This is a genomic window from Acidovorax sp. GW821-FHT11A03, assembly GCF_058809075.1.
On record NZ_JBXASG010000008.1, the window covers coordinates 77,295 to 93,106 of the forward strand.

Annotated in this window: 15 protein-coding genes; 12 read left to right on the top strand and 3 right to left on the bottom strand. The window is 69.2% G+C overall.

Features of this window, described 5'->3' with window-relative positions; all coding sequences use genetic code 11:
- The first annotated feature begins 10 nt into the window (after positions 1 to 10).
- Both AC1RVY_RS20075 and gph read left to right on the top strand, forming a co-directional pair.
- Positions 11 to 1,477 carry a hypothetical protein gene (locus tag AC1RVY_RS20075; protein ID WP_492808053.1) on the top strand — a complete coding sequence of 489 codons (1,467 nt, stop codon included), beginning with the start codon at positions 11 to 13 and terminating at the stop codon, positions 1,475 to 1,477.
- A gap of 242 nt (positions 1,478 to 1,719) precedes the next feature.
- A complete protein-coding gene (gene gph / locus AC1RVY_RS20080) occupies positions 1,720 to 2,427 on the top strand; it encodes a phosphoglycolate phosphatase (protein ID WP_492807887.1) in 708 nt (235 codons plus the stop codon).
- On the opposite strand, the gene AC1RVY_RS20085 is transcribed toward gph, so the two are convergent.
- Together AC1RVY_RS20085 and AC1RVY_RS20090 are read right to left on the bottom strand one after the other, a co-directional pair.
- The gene (locus tag AC1RVY_RS20085; protein ID WP_492807889.1) at positions 2,428 to 4,086 is read right to left on the bottom strand and encodes a methyl-accepting chemotaxis protein; all 1,659 of its coding nucleotides are present in this window, start codon (positions 4,084 to 4,086) and stop codon (positions 2,428 to 2,430) included.
- A 299-nt stretch (positions 4,087 to 4,385) separates the two neighbouring features.
- Positions 4,386 to 4,973, bottom strand: a complete 588-nt coding sequence (locus AC1RVY_RS20090; protein WP_218341223.1) for a chalcone isomerase family protein — start codon at positions 4,971 to 4,973, stop codon at positions 4,386 to 4,388.
- A 352-nt stretch (positions 4,974 to 5,325) separates the two neighbouring features.
- Here AC1RVY_RS20090 and trpE point away from each other — a divergent pair, with 352 nt between their 5' ends.
- The 8 genes from trpE to AC1RVY_RS20130 all read left to right on the top strand — a co-directional run bounded on the left by trpE (position 5,326) and on the right by AC1RVY_RS20130 (position 11,896).
- Positions 5,326 to 6,825 (top strand): anthranilate synthase component I, encoded by a 1,500-nt coding sequence (trpE, locus tag AC1RVY_RS20095; protein WP_218296791.1) that lies wholly within the window; start codon positions 5,326 to 5,328, stop codon positions 6,823 to 6,825.
- Positions 6,822 to 7,157, top strand: a complete 336-nt coding sequence (locus tag AC1RVY_RS20100; RefSeq protein WP_218296792.1) for a chorismate mutase — start codon at positions 6,822 to 6,824, stop codon at positions 7,155 to 7,157. The genes trpE and AC1RVY_RS20100 overlap by 4 nt, the downstream gene beginning before the upstream one ends.
- Positions 7,154 to 7,726: an aminodeoxychorismate/anthranilate synthase component II gene (locus AC1RVY_RS20105; RefSeq protein WP_218296793.1), complete on the top strand. Its 573-nt coding sequence runs from the start codon at positions 7,154 to 7,156 to the stop codon at positions 7,724 to 7,726. Before AC1RVY_RS20100 ends, AC1RVY_RS20105 begins: the two co-directional genes overlap by 4 nt.
- On the top strand, positions 7,723 to 8,256 hold the full coding sequence (locus AC1RVY_RS20110; RefSeq protein WP_492807892.1) for a DinB family protein: 534 nt from the start codon (positions 7,723 to 7,725) through the stop codon (positions 8,254 to 8,256). Before AC1RVY_RS20105 ends, AC1RVY_RS20110 begins: the two co-directional genes overlap by 4 nt.
- Before the next feature lie 4 nt (positions 8,257 to 8,260).
- On the top strand, positions 8,261 to 8,935 hold the full coding sequence (locus AC1RVY_RS20115) for a LysE family translocator (protein WP_492807894.1): 675 nt from the start codon (positions 8,261 to 8,263) through the stop codon (positions 8,933 to 8,935).
- Positions 8,936 to 9,097: 162 nt separating this feature from the next.
- Entirely contained in the window at positions 9,098 to 10,129 is a 1,032-nt protein-coding gene (gene trpD, locus AC1RVY_RS20120; RefSeq protein ID WP_396504892.1) for an anthranilate phosphoribosyltransferase, read from the top strand.
- Positions 10,130 to 10,311: 182 nt separating this feature from the next.
- The gene (trpC, locus tag AC1RVY_RS20125) at positions 10,312 to 11,112 is read left to right on the top strand and encodes an indole-3-glycerol phosphate synthase TrpC (protein WP_492245041.1); all 801 of its coding nucleotides are present in this window, start codon (positions 10,312 to 10,314) and stop codon (positions 11,110 to 11,112) included.
- A gap of 67 nt (positions 11,113 to 11,179) precedes the next feature.
- On the top strand, positions 11,180 to 11,896 hold the full coding sequence (locus tag AC1RVY_RS20130; protein WP_492807896.1) for a uracil-DNA glycosylase: 717 nt from the start codon (positions 11,180 to 11,182) through the stop codon (positions 11,894 to 11,896).
- Between the two features lie 33 nt (positions 11,897 to 11,929).
- On the opposite strand, the gene AC1RVY_RS20135 is transcribed toward AC1RVY_RS20130, so the two are convergent.
- Positions 11,930 to 12,841: a LysR family transcriptional regulator gene (locus tag AC1RVY_RS20135; protein ID WP_218341229.1), complete on the bottom strand. Its 912-nt coding sequence runs from the start codon at positions 12,839 to 12,841 to the stop codon at positions 11,930 to 11,932.
- A 228-nt stretch (positions 12,842 to 13,069) separates the two neighbouring features.
- On the opposite strand from AC1RVY_RS20135, the gene AC1RVY_RS20140 reads away from it, so the two are divergent.
- Both AC1RVY_RS20140 and AC1RVY_RS20145 read left to right on the top strand, forming a co-directional pair.
- Positions 13,070 to 14,053 carry a Bug family tripartite tricarboxylate transporter substrate binding protein gene (locus tag AC1RVY_RS20140; RefSeq protein WP_218296800.1) on the top strand — a complete coding sequence of 328 codons (984 nt, stop codon included), beginning with the start codon at positions 13,070 to 13,072 and terminating at the stop codon, positions 14,051 to 14,053.
- 142 nt (positions 14,054 to 14,195) lie between these two features.
- Positions 14,196 to 15,797 (top strand): gamma-glutamyltransferase family protein, encoded by a 1,602-nt coding sequence (locus AC1RVY_RS20145; RefSeq protein ID WP_492807899.1) that lies wholly within the window; start codon positions 14,196 to 14,198, stop codon positions 15,795 to 15,797.
- The last annotated feature ends 15 nt before the right edge of the window (positions 15,798 to 15,812 follow it).

The window sequence follows — 15,812 nt, forward strand, 5'->3', positions numbered from 1 at the left end:
TGCCGCCGCCATGGTCGCCACCGCCGCCGTGCCCCCCGCGCCCACCAGCACATTCGGCAGCGCCATCGTCGTGCAGGACCAGGCCAGCCTGCGCGCCGCCCCGCGCGACTCGGCCCAGCAGCAGTCCGCCCTGTGGCAGGGCGAGGTGCTCGAGGTGCGCGGCGAGCGCCTCGACTACCTGCAGGTCTGGGACCACAAGCGCGAACGCGGCGGCTTCATCCGCGCCAGCGACGTGCGCCGCGTGGCGCTCGATGAGGCCGAGGGCCCGGCCCTGCTGTCGGTGCTGCGCTTCGTGCGCGACAGCCCGGGGGCCGAGGCGCTGGGCATCGGCATCACGGCCGCCTACCTGCAGGCCGCGCCCGCCAGTGCGCTGGCCGGTGAGCAAGGTGCCCAGGCCTTCGACGCGCTGGGCACGCTGGCCGACCGGCTGGCGCGCCGCGCCTCGGCCGCAGTGCCGGGCAAGGCCTCGGGCGCCGCGCTGTCGGCCCACCTGGACGTGGCCAACGGCTACGGCGTGCGCTTCTCGACCTACGAGGTCGAAGGCCGCATGCAGGTCTGCTACGACGGCGAGGCCTTCCGCCGCGTGCTGGCCATGCCCGTGGCCGATGCTGAGCAGCGCGCCCGCGCGGCACTGGCCCTGACGCGGCCCGAATGCGTGAACCCCGACCTGCCGCCGCACGAGCGTGCCCGCGTGCAGGAATGGCAGTCCGATGTGCTCGAACGCGTGGACGTGGCCGGCCTGCCCTCCTATGTGCGCAACCGCATCCAGGTGCGCCGTGCCAGTGTGTGGAGTGCCCTGGCCTTCCAGCAGGCGCGCAAGGATGCCGTCGGCCCGGCCGTGGCCGCTGCTGCGGCCCGCGCCCTGGCCGAGTTCTCTGGTGTGAGCAGGAACGACCTGCCCGACGAGGACCAGCCGGCTTACAACGACGCCGCCATGCGCGTGGGCGCCGTGCGCTGGGCCCTGGTGCCCGCCAGCCTGCCGGTGGCCCAGGGCAGCCGCCCGGGCATCGTGACCGAGCCCGGTGCGCCCGGCGAGACCTGCGTGCTGCTGGTCGATGCCCACAGGGGCGTGAAGACCCCGTTGCTGCGCCGCTGCACCTACGGCGTGGTCTGGGCTGCCTCGGCCAGCGTGAACCGCGAGGGCACGGCCGTGGCCCTGGCCGTGCAGCCGCTGGAAGGCTGGCGCGAGCTGTGGGTGATGCGCAAGACCGCCGAGGGCTGGCTGGTCGACGTGCTGCCCCCCGCCGCCACGGCGCCCGAAACCGGCGTGGCCGAGTGGGCTGGCTGGGTGCCCGGCGGCCAGCAGATGCTGGTGGCGCGCGAGGCCCGGGGCCAGGGCCGCTACCGCAAGAGCTTCGAGATCGTGCGCCTGGAAGGCCTGGCCACCGAGCGCGTGACGGGTGACGTGGCCGCGCTGCCCCTGTTCCAGCGCTGGCAGGACCCGGCCTGGAAGCGCCAGACACTGAGCTTGAGATGAGCACCCCTGAGTCGCTTCGCGCCTTCCCCCTCTCTCAGATTGCTTCGCAGTCTGGGCGGGGACGCTCCCAGCGCGGCGGGGCGGCCCTTGCGCGGGAGCACTGGTTTTGGGCGCGCCAGTTTCACGGGGCAATGGCCATGCATGGCGGTCGCGATGTGCGACGAAGATGGGCCCTTTAAAATCCAGGCAGGCCGGGCAAGATGCCCGGCCTTTCCTCGTCTGCACTGCAAGGTTTTTTTCGCATGTCCACATCCTCGCCCCTGTCCGCCCTGTTGTCCCGCGTGGACGCCGCCATCGTGGACCTGGACGGCACCATGGTGGACACGCTCGGGGACTTTGCCGAGGCGCTCAACCGCATGCTGCGCGAACTGGCGCTGCCACCCATCGAGGCACCCTCCATCGAGCGCATGGTGGGCAAAGGCTCGGAGCACCTGCTGCGGTCGGTGCTGGCCCATGTGCTGGCATCCGAGGGCCAGCCGGCCGATGCGGCGCAGGTCGGATCGCTGTACCCCGCGGCCTGGGCCAGCTACCAGAAGCACTACCTGGCCATCAACGGCCAGTATGCGCAGGTGTACCCCGGCGTGGTGGCCGGCCTGCAGGCGCTGCAGGCCGCGGGCCTGCGCCTGGCATGCCTGACCAACAAGCCCCTGGATTTCGCCGTGCCCTTGCTGAAGGCCAAGGGGCTCGACGGCTACTTTTCGCAGGTGTTCGGTGGCGACAGCTTCGCGCGCAAGAAGCCCGATCCGCTGCCCCTCGTCAAGACCTGCGAGGCCCTGGGCACCGCGCCCGCGCGCACGCTGATGGTCGGCGATTCCAGCAACGATGCGCAGGCCGCGCGCGCCGCCGGCTGCCCCGTGGTGCTGGTGACCTACGGCTACAACCACGGCCAGCCCGCGCGGGCGGTGGATGCCGATGGTTTCGCGGATGCGCTGAGCGCGTTCGCGGGCTGATCAGGCCGCGATACGGCGCTGCGCAGCCGTTGACAGCACCCGTGCGCTGCCGGCTGTACGGGCCGGTGGTGCCGTGGTGACGAGTGCCGCATGCGCTGGCGCGCCAGCGCCAGCGTCGCTGCCCAGCCGGAACACGGCCACGGCATCGACCAGCTGGCCTGCCTGGGTCTTGAGGCTGTCGGCCGCTGCGGCGCTTTGCTCCACCAGGGCCGCGTTCTGCTGCGTGGCCTGGTCCATCTGCGTGATCGCCTCGCCCACTTGCGACACGCCCTGGCTCTGCTCGCTGCTGGCCGCGCTGATCTCGCCCATGATGTCCGTCACGCGGCGGATGGCCCCGACCACCTCGGTCATCGTGGCGCCCGCCTTGTCCACCAGCGCGGTGCCCTGTTCCACGCGCTCCACGCTGGTGCCGATCAGGGCCTTGATTTCCTTGGCGGCCTGCGCCGAGCGCCCGGCCAGGCTGCGCACCTCGCCCGCCACCACGGCGAAGCCCCGGCCCTGCTCGCCCGCGCGTGCCGCCTCCACCGCCGCGTTGAGCGCCAGGATATTGGTCTGGAACGCGATGCCGTCGATCACGCTGATGATGTCGGCGATCTTGCGGCTGCTGTCGTTGATGCCCTTCATGGTGTCCACCACCTCGGCCACCACGTCGCCGCCCTGCTGGGCGACGGTGGAGGCGCTCATCGCCAGCTGGTTGGCCTGGCGCGCGTTGTCCGCGTTCTGGCGCACCGTGGAGCCCAGCTGTTCCATCGAGGCGGCCGTCTGCTGCAGCGCCGAGGCCTGCTGCTCGGTGCGGGCCGACAGGTCGTTGTTGCCTGAGGCGATTTCGGCACTGGCGGTGGCCACGCCTTCGGCGCTGTGGCGCACATTGCCCACGATGGTGGCCAGGCGCGATTGCATGGTGGACAGCGCCTGGAGCAGCTGGCCTGTCTCGTCGCCGCCATGGGCTTCGATGGCGTGCGTGAGGTCGCCGCTGGCAATGCTCTCCGCCGCCTGCTTGCCCCGCTGCACGGGCCGGACGATCGAGCGCGTGACCGTCCAGGCCAGCAGGGCCCCCAGCGCCACCGCCACCAGGGTGCCCACGCCCAGGAGTGCCTGGCTGGCCTTGGCAAGGGTACCGGTGTCGGCCTGGCTTTCAGCCAGTTGCGTGGCCATGGCCGTGCGCAGGTCGTCCAGTGACTTCAGGTATTTGTCGGCCAGCGGGCGAAGGTCCTTGTCCACGAGGGCGGGCACGTTCGGCTCGCCGCCCCGGTGCAGTTCGCGGATCTCGGCCTGCTTGTCGTTGTAGGCCGCGCGCGCCGTGGCAATGGCGGCCAGCAGTGCGCGGCCAGGCTCGCCCTGCACCAGCGCCTCGATGCGCTGGACCTTGGCATCCATGCCCTTGGCCGTGGCCTGGGTGTCCGCGGCGAGCTTGTCCATGTAGTCGCGGTCGATGGCCTTGAGGAATGCCTCCGTGCGGACCCAGTTCAGGCGGATGTCGGAGGCCCAGTCTTCCACCAGCATCTGTTGCTCGATCTCCTGCGTGGCGACACGCTCGCTGGCGTTCTGCAGGCTGGCGATGCGCCATATGCCGGTGGCTGCGATGAGGGCGGTGATGAGCAGGATGGCCCCAAAGGAAGCGCCCAGGCGCAGGCCGACGGAAAGGTTGCTGAATTTCATGGTGATGGCGGGCGCAAAAAAGGTGTCTGGGGGCGGGGCTGGGGCTCTGGGGTGGCAAGGGCCGTGGCGCATGCGGGTGGCGCAGGGCGCCCGGGCCGGGCTGTGCGTGGCATCACATGGCGCGGGTGGCGCCGCAGGGGCATGCGGTGCAGGTTGCGTCGAAGGCCCTGAATTCCCTGGATCAAAGGTTACGCCCCGGTGTGGCCCGCCGCTGTCGGGCGGGTGACAGCCGCAGGCATGGTTTCATGGGGGTTTGCCCGTAGCGGTGGTGTCCCGGGACGCGCAACCGGCGCGGGCAGCTATGCGGGCTTGCCGAGCAAGGCATCCTTGAGCTTCCAGTCGGCCGGTGTGTTGCCCAGCCAGATGCCCAGCAGCGCGTTGAAGAATTCCGGCTCCTTGAAAGGCTCGCCCTGCGGCTTGCCCTTGACCGTGATCACCGTGCCGGTGCCGGGTATCCAGTCGATCATGAACTGGTCGCCTGCCTGCAGCTTCTTGTGGTCCGAGAAGATCTGGCTCATGCGCAGCACGCCGGGAATCAGCTTGGAGAACGCCGCGCGGTCCATGTTGTCCTCCATGCCGCGCGAGAAGAGCTTGCCCAGCTCGGTGGAGTCGATCTCGCGCAGCATGGTGATGCTCATGCGCTTGGGGCCCTTGAGCGCGGCAATGTCCTGCGGCGTGTGGGCTTTCTTTTCGAGATACAGGCCGGCCGTGTAGACCTTGAAGACCGCCTTGTAGCGCACGCCCGCCCCATTGAGCTGCAGGCTGCTGCCGCTCAGGCTGGTGGTTTCTTCGTACTTGACGTCGGCCACGGTGATGGTCTGGGCAATGGCACCGGCCGTCAGCAGGCACAACGCTGCCGCTGCGGCGCATCGCTGGAGGAACTTCATGCGCAACTCCTAAAAAAGAACGGTCGTTCGTTTCAAATTGTTGCTGCACCTGCTTTTTGCCGCAACAGGGTTTTCGAGTGGTTGCGCGGCGCGGCGTTGCGGTGTGTCAAAAGCGGGGCGGCCGGGAACCTTTGCTACACTTTGGGCCATGTTCATTCACCACGTGTTCATCACAGGTTGCAGCGACCGGGGAGCCTGGCCCTGGCGTCAGCCTGTCTCCTTGAACGCCTGATGGCACCTGGGCAATCGCCCCAGCGTGCACCCGTGGCCCTACCGGGGCCGATTGAATGGACCGCAGCGCCCCCTTTTATTGCCCGGGGGACACGCGCTGCCACAGCTGGGAGCTCTCCCCGTGATCACAGAACTTGAATTCAAAAGCCTGGCCGGCGAAGGCTACAACCGCATTCCGCTCATGGCGGAAGCCTTTGCGGACCTGGAAACCCCTCTCTCCCTGTACCTGAAGCTCGCGCATAGCAAGGACGGCGGCAAGCACAGCTTCCTGCTCGAATCCGTGGTGGGCGGCGAGCGCTTCGGGCGCTACAGCTTCATCGGCCTGCCCGCGCGCACGCTGCTGCGCGCCAGCGGTTTTGGCGCCAGCGCCAAGACCGAGGTGGTGACCAACGGCGAGGTGGTGGAGTCCGCAGCGGGCAACCCGCTCGACTTCATCGAGGCGTACCAGAAGCGCTTCAAGGTGGCCCTGCGCCCCGGCCTTCCGCGCTTTTGCGGCGGCCTGGCCGGCTACTTCGGTTACGACGCGGTGCGCTACATCGAAAAGAAGCTCGAAGACACCTGCCCGCCCGACACGCTGGGCTGCCCCGACATCCTGCTGCTGCAGTGCGAGGAGCTGGCCGTCATCGACAACCTGTCGGGCAAGCTCTACCTCATCGTCTACGCCGATCCGGCCCAGCCCGAGGCCTACGCCAAGGCCAAGAAGCGCCTGCGCGACCTGAAGGACCAGCTCAAGTATTCGGTGAGCGCGCCCATCGTCAAGCCCACCGAAAGCCACCCCGCGCAGCGCGACTTCTCCAAGGCCGACTACCTCGCCGCCGTGGACCGCGCCAAGGAACTGATCGCCGCGGGTGACTTCATGCAGGTGCAGGTGGGCCAGCGCATCCACAAGCGCTACACCGAAAGCCCGCTCTCGCTGTACCGCGCGCTGCGTTCGCTGAACCCGTCGCCGTACATGTACTTCTACGACTTCGGCGACTTCCACGTGGTGGGTGCGAGCCCCGAGATCCTGGTGCGCCAGGAGAACACGCCCGACGGCCAGAAGGTCACCATCCGCCCCCTGGCCGGCACGCGCCCCCGTGGCGCCACGCTGGAGAAGGACAAGGCCGCCGAGGTCGAGCTCATCAACGACCCCAAGGAGCGCGCCGAGCATGTGATGCTGATCGACCTGGCGCGCAACGACATCGGCCGCATCGCCAAGACCGGTACGGTGAAGGTGACCGAGGCCTTCGCCATCGAGCGCTACAGCCACGTGATGCACATCGTGAGCAACGTGGAAGGCATCCTCAACGACGGCATGACGGCCATCGACGTGCTCAAGGCCACCTTCCCCGCCGGCACGCTCACCGGCGCGCCCAAGGTGCATGCGATGGAAATCATCGACCAGCTCGAACCCACCAAGCGCGGCCTGTACGGCGGCGCCTGCGGCTACCTGAGCTACGCCGGCGACATGGACGTGGCCATCGCCATCCGCACCGGCATCGTGAAGAACGGCACGCTCTACGTGCAGGCGGCCGCCGGCGTGGTGGCCGACTCGGTGCCCGAGCTGGAATGGAAGGAAACCGAGCACAAGGCCCGTGCGCTGCTGCGCGCGGCGGAGCTGGTCGAGGAGGGCCTCGAATGACCCGCGCCATCGACAAAGTCAAATCCTGCGCCGCCATGCCGGACGTGCGCCGCGAGGTGAACAGGCTGGACGACGTGCTGGTGCCCCTGCTGGTGGAGCGCGTGGGCTACATGACGCAGGCCGCGCGCATCAAGCAAGACGCCACCCAGGTGCGCGATGAGGCGCGCATACAGGCCATCGTGGACCGCGTGCGCGAGCAGGCGCTGGCCGAAGGCGGCGATGCCGACGTGATGGAAGCCATCTACCGCAGCCTCATGGAAGCCTGCATTGCCTATGAACACCGCGAGTTCGCCCGCCTGCGCGAATCCGCCTCTGCCGGGAGCGCCGCATGAAACTCTTGATGGTCGACAACTACGACAGCTTCACCTACAACATCGTGCAGTACTTCGGCGAGCTGGGTGCCGAGGTCGAGGTGTTCCGCAACGATGAAATCACGCTTGAAGGCATTGCGGCGCGCGCGCCCGACCGCCTGGTGATCTCGCCCGGCCCGTGCTCGCCCGCCGAGGCCGGCATCTCGGTGGCGGCGATCCAGCACTTCGCGGGCAAGCTGCCCATCCTGGGCGTGTGCCTGGGCCACCAGAGCATCGGCGCGGCCTTCGGCGGCACCATCGTCCGCGCGCAGGAGCTGATGCACGGCAAGACCAGCGTCATCACCACCACACAGCAGGGCGTGTTCGCGGGCCTGCCCGAAAAATTCACCGTGAACCGCTACCACTCGCTGGCCATCGATCGCGCCGCGTGCCCCGACGTGCTGCAGGTCACGGCCTGGACGGATGACGGCGAGATCATGGGCGTGCGCCACAAGGAGCTGGCCATCCAGGGCGTGCAGTTCCACCCCGAAAGCATCCTCACCGAACACGGCCACGCGATGCTGAAGAACTTTCTGGAGCAGCGCGCATGACGGCGCCGGCCGATGCTGCAGCCGCTTCCTCGGGCTCGTTCGCCCAGCTGTTCCAGTACAAGCGCTGGGCCAACGACGAACTGCTTGCGCTGGGCGAAGCCTCGCAGGCCACGCTGCCCGAGGGCGACCGCCGGCTCTTTGTGCGCATCCTGAACCACACCTACGTGGTGGACCGCATCTTCGCGAGCCACCTGCAGGGCCTGCCGCAGACCGCCTACGCGGCCACCAACACCGAAGAGACGCCCGCACTGCCAGCCCTGCGCGAGGCCGTGCGCGCGTCGGACGACTGGTACCTGCAGTACGCCGGCGGCCTCACCGCAGACCAGCTGGCCGAGCCCGTGCAGTTCCGCTTCACCGACGGCGACACCGGCACCATGACGCGGGCCGAGATACTGAACCACGTGGTGGTCCACGGCACCTACCACCGGGGCGCGGCCGGCCGCATCCTGGCGGGGCATGCGGTGCCGCTGCCGCGCGACTCGCTCACCACCTTCCTGCACCGCCTGCAACCGGAGCGACGCTGGTCGTAACACCATGCCCGACAGCCACCAACTGCTCATGTTCATCGCGGCCGGCTGGCTGCTGAACCTCACGCCCGGCCCGGACGTGCTCTACATCGTCTCCAACGCCCTCAAGTCCGGCACCCGCGCGGGCATCGTCGCGGGCCTGGGCATCACCGCCGGGTGCTTCGTGCACATCTTCGCGGCCGCCGTGGGCGTGGGCGCGCTGCTGGCCACCTCGGCCACGGCGTTCACCGTGCTCAAGTGGGTGGGCGCGGCCTACCTGATGTGGATGGGCGTGCGCATGCTGCTGTCCAAACCGTCGGGCGATGGCGGCAGCGCAGCGGCCATCGCGGCGGCGCAGGCGGGGGCATCGTCCGGTGCTGCTGCCACGCCGCTGTCCAAGATTTTCATGGGCGGCTTCTGGACCAACGTGCTCAACCCCAAGGTCGCGATCTTCTTCCTGGCCTTCGTGCCGCAGTTCATTGCGCCGGGCACCGAGAACAAGGCGCTGGCCTTCGTGCTGCTGGGCGTGCTGTTCAACGTGAACGCGATTCCCGTCAACACGGGCTGGGCGCTGGCCGCGGGCTGGATGGCGCGCCGCATGGGCGCGGTGCAGCGCGGCATGCACTGGCTGGACCGCGTGGCGGGCGCCATGTTCATCGGCTTTGGCCTCAAGCTGGCCTTCACAGACCAGCCGTCAAAATGAAGCACCCCCTGAGCCGCCTCGCGTCATCCCCCTCGCCTGCGGGAGGGGGACGCACCCGGTGGCCCGGATCCACGGGGGCACTCGCCCTGGCAGCGCCCGTATCGTGGAATGCGCCAGCTGCCACGCGCCATTGAAGAATTAACGCAGACAGGATTTATCACCATGTCCATCACCCCCCAGGAAGCGCTGCAGCGCACCATCGAGCACCGCGAAATCTTCCATGACGAGATGCTGCACCTGATGCGCATGATCATGAGCGGCGAGCTCTCGCCCGTCATGACGGCGGCCATCGTCACCGGCCTGCGCGTGAAGAAGGAAACCATCGGCGAGATCACGGCCGCCGCGCAGGTGATGCGCGAGTTTTCCACCAAGGTCCATGTGCCCGACAGTAAGCACCTGGTGGACATCGTGGGCACGGGCGGCGACGGCGCCAACACCTTCAACATCTCCACCTGCTCCATGTTCGTGGCCGCAGCGGCGGGCGCCAAGGTCAGCAAGCACGGCGGGCGCGGCGTGTCCAGCAAGAGCGGCAGCGCGGATGTGATGGAGGCCCTGGGCATCCACATCAACCTCAAGCCCGAGCAGATCGCGCAGTGCATCGCTGAGGTCGGCATCGGCTTCATGTTCGCGCCCAACCACCATCCGGCCATGAAGAACGTGGCCCCCGTGCGCAAGGAGCTGGGCGTGCGCACCATCTTCAACATCCTGGGCCCGCTGACCAACCCGGCCGGTGCGCCCAACATCCTGATGGGCGTGTTCCACCCCGACCTCGTGGGCATCCAGGTGCGCGCGCTGCAGCGCCTGGGCGCCGAGCACGCCATGGTGGTCTACGGCCGCGACGGCATGGACGAGGTCAGCCTGGGCGCGGCCACGCTGGTGGGCGAGCTGAAGAACGGGCAGATCACCGAGTACGAAATCCACCCCGAGGACTTCGGCATGTCCATGTCCAGCAACCGCGCTTTGAAGGTCGAATCCCCCGAGCAGTCGCGCGAGATGCTGATCGGCGTGCTCAAGGGCGAGCCCGGCGCCGCGCAGGACATCGTCTGCCTGAACGCGGGCGTGGCGCTGTATGCGGCCAACGTGGTCGACTCGGTGCCCGCAGGTCTGGCCAAAGCGCGGGCTGCGGTCGCCTCCGGCGCAGCGCTGGCCAAACTTGAGCAGATGGTCACGCGCACGCATGCGCTGGCTGCATGAAGATCAACCCCCTGAGCGGCAATGCCGCTTTCCCCCTTCTCCTGCGGAAAGGGGGGCGACACCCGCAGCCTGACAAGGCCAGCGCTGCGGTGTCCTCCGCTTCGGGCCGCGCGGGCGTTGCGCTCACGCCATGTTTCAACGTTCAATCGCAACCCCGCCGGGGTTGAAAAGGCAGGTTTCCCATGAGCGACATCCTCAACAAGATCGTGGCCGTCAAGCACGAAGAAGTGGCCGCTGCGAAGAAGCGCATGCCCCTCGACGCCATCCGCGCCGATGCCGAGAGCCGCGTGCTCACGCGCGACTTCGAAGGCGCGCTGCGCGCCAAGATCGCCAAGGGCCAGGCGGCGGTGATCGCCGAGGTCAAGAAGGCCAGCCCCAGCAAGGGCGTGCTGCGCGCCGACTTCATCCCCGCCGACATCGCACAGAGCTATGCCGATGGCGACGGCAAGGTGAGCGCCGCCTGCCTGTCGGTGCTGACGGACAAGCAGTTCTTCCAGGGCAGCGTGGACTACCTCAAGCAGGCGCGTGCCAGCTGCCAGCTGCCGGTGCTGCGCAAGGACTTCATGGTCGATGCGTACCAGATCTACGAGTCCCGGGCGATGGGGGCGGATGCCATCTTGCTGATCGCGGCCAGCCTGGATGATTCGCAGATGGCCGACTTCGAAGCCATCGCGCGCAGCCTGGACATGGCGGTGCTGGTGGAGGTGCACGACGGCGCCGAACTGCAGCGCGCGCTCAGGCTCAAGACGCCGCTGGTGGGCATCAACAACCGCAACCTGCGCACCTTCGAGGTGACGCTGGACACCACCCTGGGCCTGCTCAAGGACGTGCCGGCCGACCGGCTGCTGGTCACCGAGTCGGGCATCCTGAAGCCTGACGACGTGAAGCGCATGCGCGATGCCGGCGTGCACGCGTTTTTGGTGGGCGAGGCGTTCATGCGCGCGCCGGAGCCGGGCGAAGCGCTGGCGAAACTGTTCGCCTGATTCTGCGTTTGCTCATTATTTGATAGCTTGCTGCGCTTGTCCATCAAGCGGTAGAGGCCTTTTGACCATGAATGACGCCGCTGCAAACCCCACCCAGCTGCAAAGCGCTGACCCCGCGGACTGGCCGGTAGCCCCCGGCTGGCAGCCGCTGGTCGATGACTTCTTTGCCGGTGTGCGCGGCCAGTCGCTGCTTGCCTTTCTGCAGTCGCGGCTCGATGCGGGCGCGGTGATCTTCCCGCCCCGCCCGCTGCGGGCGCTGGAACTCACGCCGCCGGACGAGGTGCGCGTGGTCATCCTGGGCCAGGACCCCTACCACGGGCGCGGCCAGGCCGAGGGGCTCGCGTTCTCGGTGGCGCCGGGCGTGCGCCTGCCGCCCTCGCTGCAAAACATCTTCAAGGAAATGCAGCGCGACCTGGGCGTGGCTTTCCCGCCGTTTCCGAACCCGGGGGGCAGCCTGGTCAAGTGGGCGAAGAACGGCGTGCTGTTGCTCAACACCGGCCTCACGGTGGAAGAGGGCCAGCCCGCCAGCCATGCCGGCAAGGGCTGGGAGGCCCTGACCGACGCGGTCATCCGCCATGTGGCCGAGGGCGAGCGGCCCATGGTGTTCATGCTCTGGGGCTCGCACGCGCAATCCAAGCGCGCCCTGATCCCCCAGGACCGAGGCCACTTGCTGCTCCTGTCCAACCACCCCTCGCCGCTGTCCGCCCTGCGCCCGCCCGTGCCATTCATCGGCAACGGGCATTTCGGCAAGGCGCGCGCGTTCCGGGCGCAGCACGGGTATTGAGGCGCCAGCGCGGCGGCGCTGCGCCCCCGCGGTCTACCAGCGCCCCGGCAGCCGCTCCTTGAGCAGGTCGAGAAAGGCCTGCGCCGCCACGGGCAGGCTGCGGCCCGCCAGGGTCTGCACCTCCAGGTCGCGCAGGTCCATGCCCGGGTCGCTGATGGGCACGGCCACCACGGCGCCCGCCGCCACCAGGTGGCGTGCCGCGATCTCGCTGGCCACCGACAGCCCCCCGCCATGCGCCACGAAGTTGAGCACCGTCTTGGCATGGTTGCTGATGAGCACCGCCTCCAGCTGCAGGCCCTGGCGGCTGCACACGATGTCAATCATCTGGCGCACCGTGGTCTCGGCGGGCGGCAGGGCCAGGGGGTAGGCGGCCATCTGCGCGAGCGTGACGCTGGCCGATTCCGCCAGCGCATGGCCGGGCGGGATGAGTGCCAGCACCGGAGCGCCTTGCCGGTAGGCGACCTCGATGTCCTTGTGCGGCGCACGGCTGAAGCACAGGCCGATGTCGGCCGCGCCGCTGCGCACCGCGTCGGGCACCTGGGCGGTGGGCAGCGAGATCACGCTGAACTGGATGCCCGTGTGCGTGCGCTGGAATTCCACACACAGGCGCGGCACCAACTCGTTGGCAAATGCGTCCGACGTGGCCAGACGCACCTGCCCCGCGCGCAGGCCCTGCAGCGCGCCGATCTCGCCCAGCGCGCGTTCGGCGTCCAGCACCGTGCGCCGGGCGTGCACGGCCAGGATCTCTCCGGCCGCGGTGAGCACCATACCGCGCGGGTGGCGGTCGAACAGCGGCGTGCCCAGCTGCGCCTCCAGCCCGGCGATCTGGCGGCTGAGCGCCGAAGCGGCCACGTGCAGCCGTGCCGAGGCTTCGGTGAGCGAACCGCTGTGTGCCACCTCCAGGAAGTAGCGCAGGGCGGTGTCTTGCAGGAGCTGGGGGCGCATGGGCAGGGCAGGGGGCTGGAGTGGGGCGTATTGCCGGGTGGTGGCCCAAAGTATGAAGTGGTTTGCCGCTGCGGCAAAGCTGCTTGCCTATTTGGCGTTGGTCTTCCGGGGGCTGGCTTCCTAAGATGGCTGTCTGGTTGCCCCCGGGCGGGGCCCTGCGGCTCCCCCTGTCCCTGTCTGCGTGCGCGGTCCGGCATCGCGCGTTTCCCCTTCTTCTGGAGTACCTGTATGCGTCTTTTTCCCTGGGGCCGTGGCGTCGTGTGCCTGGCCTGGTTGATGGTGTGGGGCGCCAGCGCACAGGCGCAGGCCGCGTGGCCCGACCGGCCCGTACGGGTCATCGTGCCGTTTCCGGCCAGCGGCGCCACCGACCTGGTGGCCCGGGTGGTCACCCAGCGCGTGGCGGCCGACCTGGGCCAGCAGCTGGTCGTGGACAACAAGCCCGGCGCCGGCGGTACCCTGGGCACGGCCGAGGCGGCCAAGGCCGCACCCGATGGCTACACCCTGCTGCTGACCACCAGCAGCACGCATGCCATCTCGCCCCATCTGATGCCCAAGCTGGCCTACGACCCGCGCAAGGACTTTGTGCCCGTGGTCCACGTGGCTGACGCACCCAGCGTGCTGCTGGTCACCAACTCGCTGCCGGTCAAGACCGTGGGCGAACTCATCGCCTACGCCAAGGCCCATCCAGGCAAGCTCAACTACGCCACCAGCGGCAACGGCACCATCGTGCACCTGAACACGGCAGCCTTCAGCGCGCAGGCCGGCGTGGAGATGACGCACATCCCCTACAAGGGCACGGCGCTGGCCATTCCGGACCTGATCGCCGGGCAGACCCACGTGCTGTTCGATTCGCTGCCCACGGGCATGCCGCACGCCAAGGCCGGCCGCCTGCGGGCCCTGGCCGTGACCAGCGAGAAGCGCAGCACGCTGGCGCCCGAGCTGCCCACGCTGGCCGAGTCCGGCCTGCCCGGTTATTCGTCGGTGACCTGGTTCGGCGTGTACCTGCCCGCGGGCGCACCGCCCGCGCTGGTCGACAAGGTGCACAAGGCCTTTGCCAAGGCAGTGCAGGCGCCCGAAGTGGCCGAGAGCCTGGCCAAGCTGGGCGTGGAGCCTGCCGCGCCGCGCACGCCCGCGCAGTTTGGTGCCATGGTGCAGGCGGACAGCAATCGCTGGGCGACGGTGATCCGGCAGCACAAAATCGCGGTGGAGTAGCCCCCCTGAGTCGCCTTCGGCGCCTTCCCCCCGAGGGGGACGACACCCTCGGTGCGGGGCGGCCCTTCCTTGGCGTCTCTCGCTTTGCGCCGCGCCAGTTTCCACGCACCGCAACCCTTGCGAGCCACGGAGTCAGAACGCTATGAATAACCCAACCCTCGACTGGTCCCATCCCTACGCCTCCCACCGCAGCGCGGTCATGGGGCGCAATGTGGTCTCCACCTCGCAGCCGCTGGCCGCGCAGGCGGGGCTGCGCATGCTGCTGGCGGGCGGCAACGCGGTGGATGCCGCCATCGCCGCCGCCATGGCGCTCACGGTGGTCGAGCCCACGGGCTGCGGCATCGGCAGCGACGGCTTTGCCATCGTGTGGGATGGCAAGGAACTGCACGGCCTCAATGCCTCGGGCCGCTCACCGGCCGCGTGGTCGCCGGAGTATTTCAAGAAGCTGGGCGGCATACCCGAGACGGGGTGGAACGCGGTGACCGTGCCGGGCGCCGTCTCGGCGTGGGTGGCGCTGTCCAGGCGCCTGGGCAAGCTGCCCTTCGCACAGCTGGCGCAACCCGCCATCGACTACGCGCGCAATGGTTTTCCGGTGTCGCCCACCATCGCCCGCCTGTGGGCGCTGGGTGGCGCCAAGCTGGGCGCGCAGCCCGGTTTTGCCGAGTGCTTCCTGCCCGGTGGCCGCGCACCGCGGGCGGGCGAGATCTTCCGCAGCGAGGCCCATGCGCGCACGCTGGAACTGATCGCCGAAACGCAGGGAGAGGCGTTCTACCGGGGCGTGATCGCCGAGCGCATGGTGGCCCATGCACAGGCCCACGGCGGCGCGATGACGCTCGAAGACCTCGCCTCGCACCAGGCCGACTGGGTGGGCACCATCGAGCAGCGCTTCGGCGACTCGGTGATCCACGAGATCCCGCCCAACGGCCAGGGCATTGCCGCGCTGATGGCGCTGGGCATGCTGGACGCGCACGGCATCGGCGCGCACCCGCTCGACAGCGTGGAGACGGTGCACGCGAGCATCGAGGCCATGAAGCTCGCGCTGGCCGACCTGGACCAGTACAACGCCGACATCGGTGCGATGCGTGTCGCGCCGAAGGAGCTGCTGGAGGCGGACTATCTGCGCGGCCGCGCGGCGCTCATCGACCCCGAGCGCGCGGGCGACCCGGGCCACGGCGCGCCGCGCCCGGGCGGCACGGTGTACCTGGCGGCGGCAGATAGCCAGGGCATGATGGTCTCGTTCATCCAGTCCAACTACATGGGCTTCGGCTCGGGCGTGGTGGTGCCTGGCACGGGCATCAGCCTGCAGAACCGGGGCCACGGCTTCAACCTCAAGCCAGGCCACGCCAACGAAGTGGGCCCGCGCAAGCGCCCCTCGCACACCATCATCCCGGCGTTCGCGATGCACTCGGACGGCACGCCGCAGATGGCCTTCGGCGTGATGGGCGGCCCCATGCAGAGCCAGGGCCACACCCAGATGGCGCTGCGCGTGCTGCGCTACGGCCAGAACCCGCAGGCCGCCGCCGACGCGCCCCGCTGGCGCGTGACGGGCGGCAAGGGCGTGGCCGTGGAGCCCGCGTTCGATCCCGCCGTGGTGGCGGCGCTGCGTGCGCGCGGCCACGAGGTCACGGTGGAGGAGGGCAACGGCGTGTTCGCCTTTGGCGGGGCCCAGCTGGTCCTGCGCGACGGCGGGCACTACATCGCCGGGTCGGACCCACGCAAGGACGGGCACGCGGTCGCGTTCTGAGAACCTGCCAGGTTC

Excerpts from the sequence above, each read along its gene's own strand:
- AC1RVY_RS20115 (WP_492807894.1), top strand. The coding sequence starts at position 8,261 with ATGCCCGACAGCCACCAACTGCTCATGTTCATCGCGGCCGGCTGGCTG.
- trpD (WP_396504892.1), top strand. The coding sequence starts at position 9,098 with ATGTCCATCACCCCCCAGGAAGCGCTGCAGCGCACCATCGAGCACCGC.
- gph (WP_492807887.1), top strand. The coding sequence starts at position 1,720 with ATGTCCACATCCTCGCCCCTGTCCGCCCTGTTGTCCCGCGTGGACGCC.
- AC1RVY_RS20135 (WP_218341229.1), bottom strand. The coding sequence starts at position 12,841 with ATGCGCCCCCAGCTCCTGCAAGACACCGCCCTGCGCTACTTCCTGGAG.
- AC1RVY_RS20130 (WP_492807896.1), top strand. The coding sequence starts at position 11,180 with ATGAATGACGCCGCTGCAAACCCCACCCAGCTGCAAAGCGCTGACCCC.
- AC1RVY_RS20145 (WP_492807899.1), top strand. The coding sequence starts at position 14,196 with ATGAATAACCCAACCCTCGACTGGTCCCATCCCTACGCCTCCCACCGC.
- trpC (WP_492245041.1), top strand. The coding sequence starts at position 10,312 with ATGAGCGACATCCTCAACAAGATCGTGGCCGTCAAGCACGAAGAAGTG.
- AC1RVY_RS20075 (WP_492808053.1), top strand. The coding sequence starts at position 11 with ATGGTCGCCACCGCCGCCGTGCCCCCCGCGCCCACCAGCACATTCGGC.
- AC1RVY_RS20110 (WP_492807892.1), top strand. The coding sequence starts at position 7,723 with ATGACGGCGCCGGCCGATGCTGCAGCCGCTTCCTCGGGCTCGTTCGCC.
- AC1RVY_RS20100 (WP_218296792.1), top strand. The coding sequence starts at position 6,822 with ATGACCCGCGCCATCGACAAAGTCAAATCCTGCGCCGCCATGCCGGAC.
- AC1RVY_RS20140 (WP_218296800.1), top strand. The coding sequence starts at position 13,070 with ATGCGTCTTTTTCCCTGGGGCCGTGGCGTCGTGTGCCTGGCCTGGTTG.
- AC1RVY_RS20090 (WP_218341223.1), bottom strand. The coding sequence starts at position 4,973 with ATGAAGTTCCTCCAGCGATGCGCCGCAGCGGCAGCGTTGTGCCTGCTG.
- AC1RVY_RS20105 (WP_218296793.1), top strand. The coding sequence starts at position 7,154 with ATGAAACTCTTGATGGTCGACAACTACGACAGCTTCACCTACAACATC.
- AC1RVY_RS20085 (WP_492807889.1), bottom strand. The coding sequence starts at position 4,086 with ATGAAATTCAGCAACCTTTCCGTCGGCCTGCGCCTGGGCGCTTCCTTT.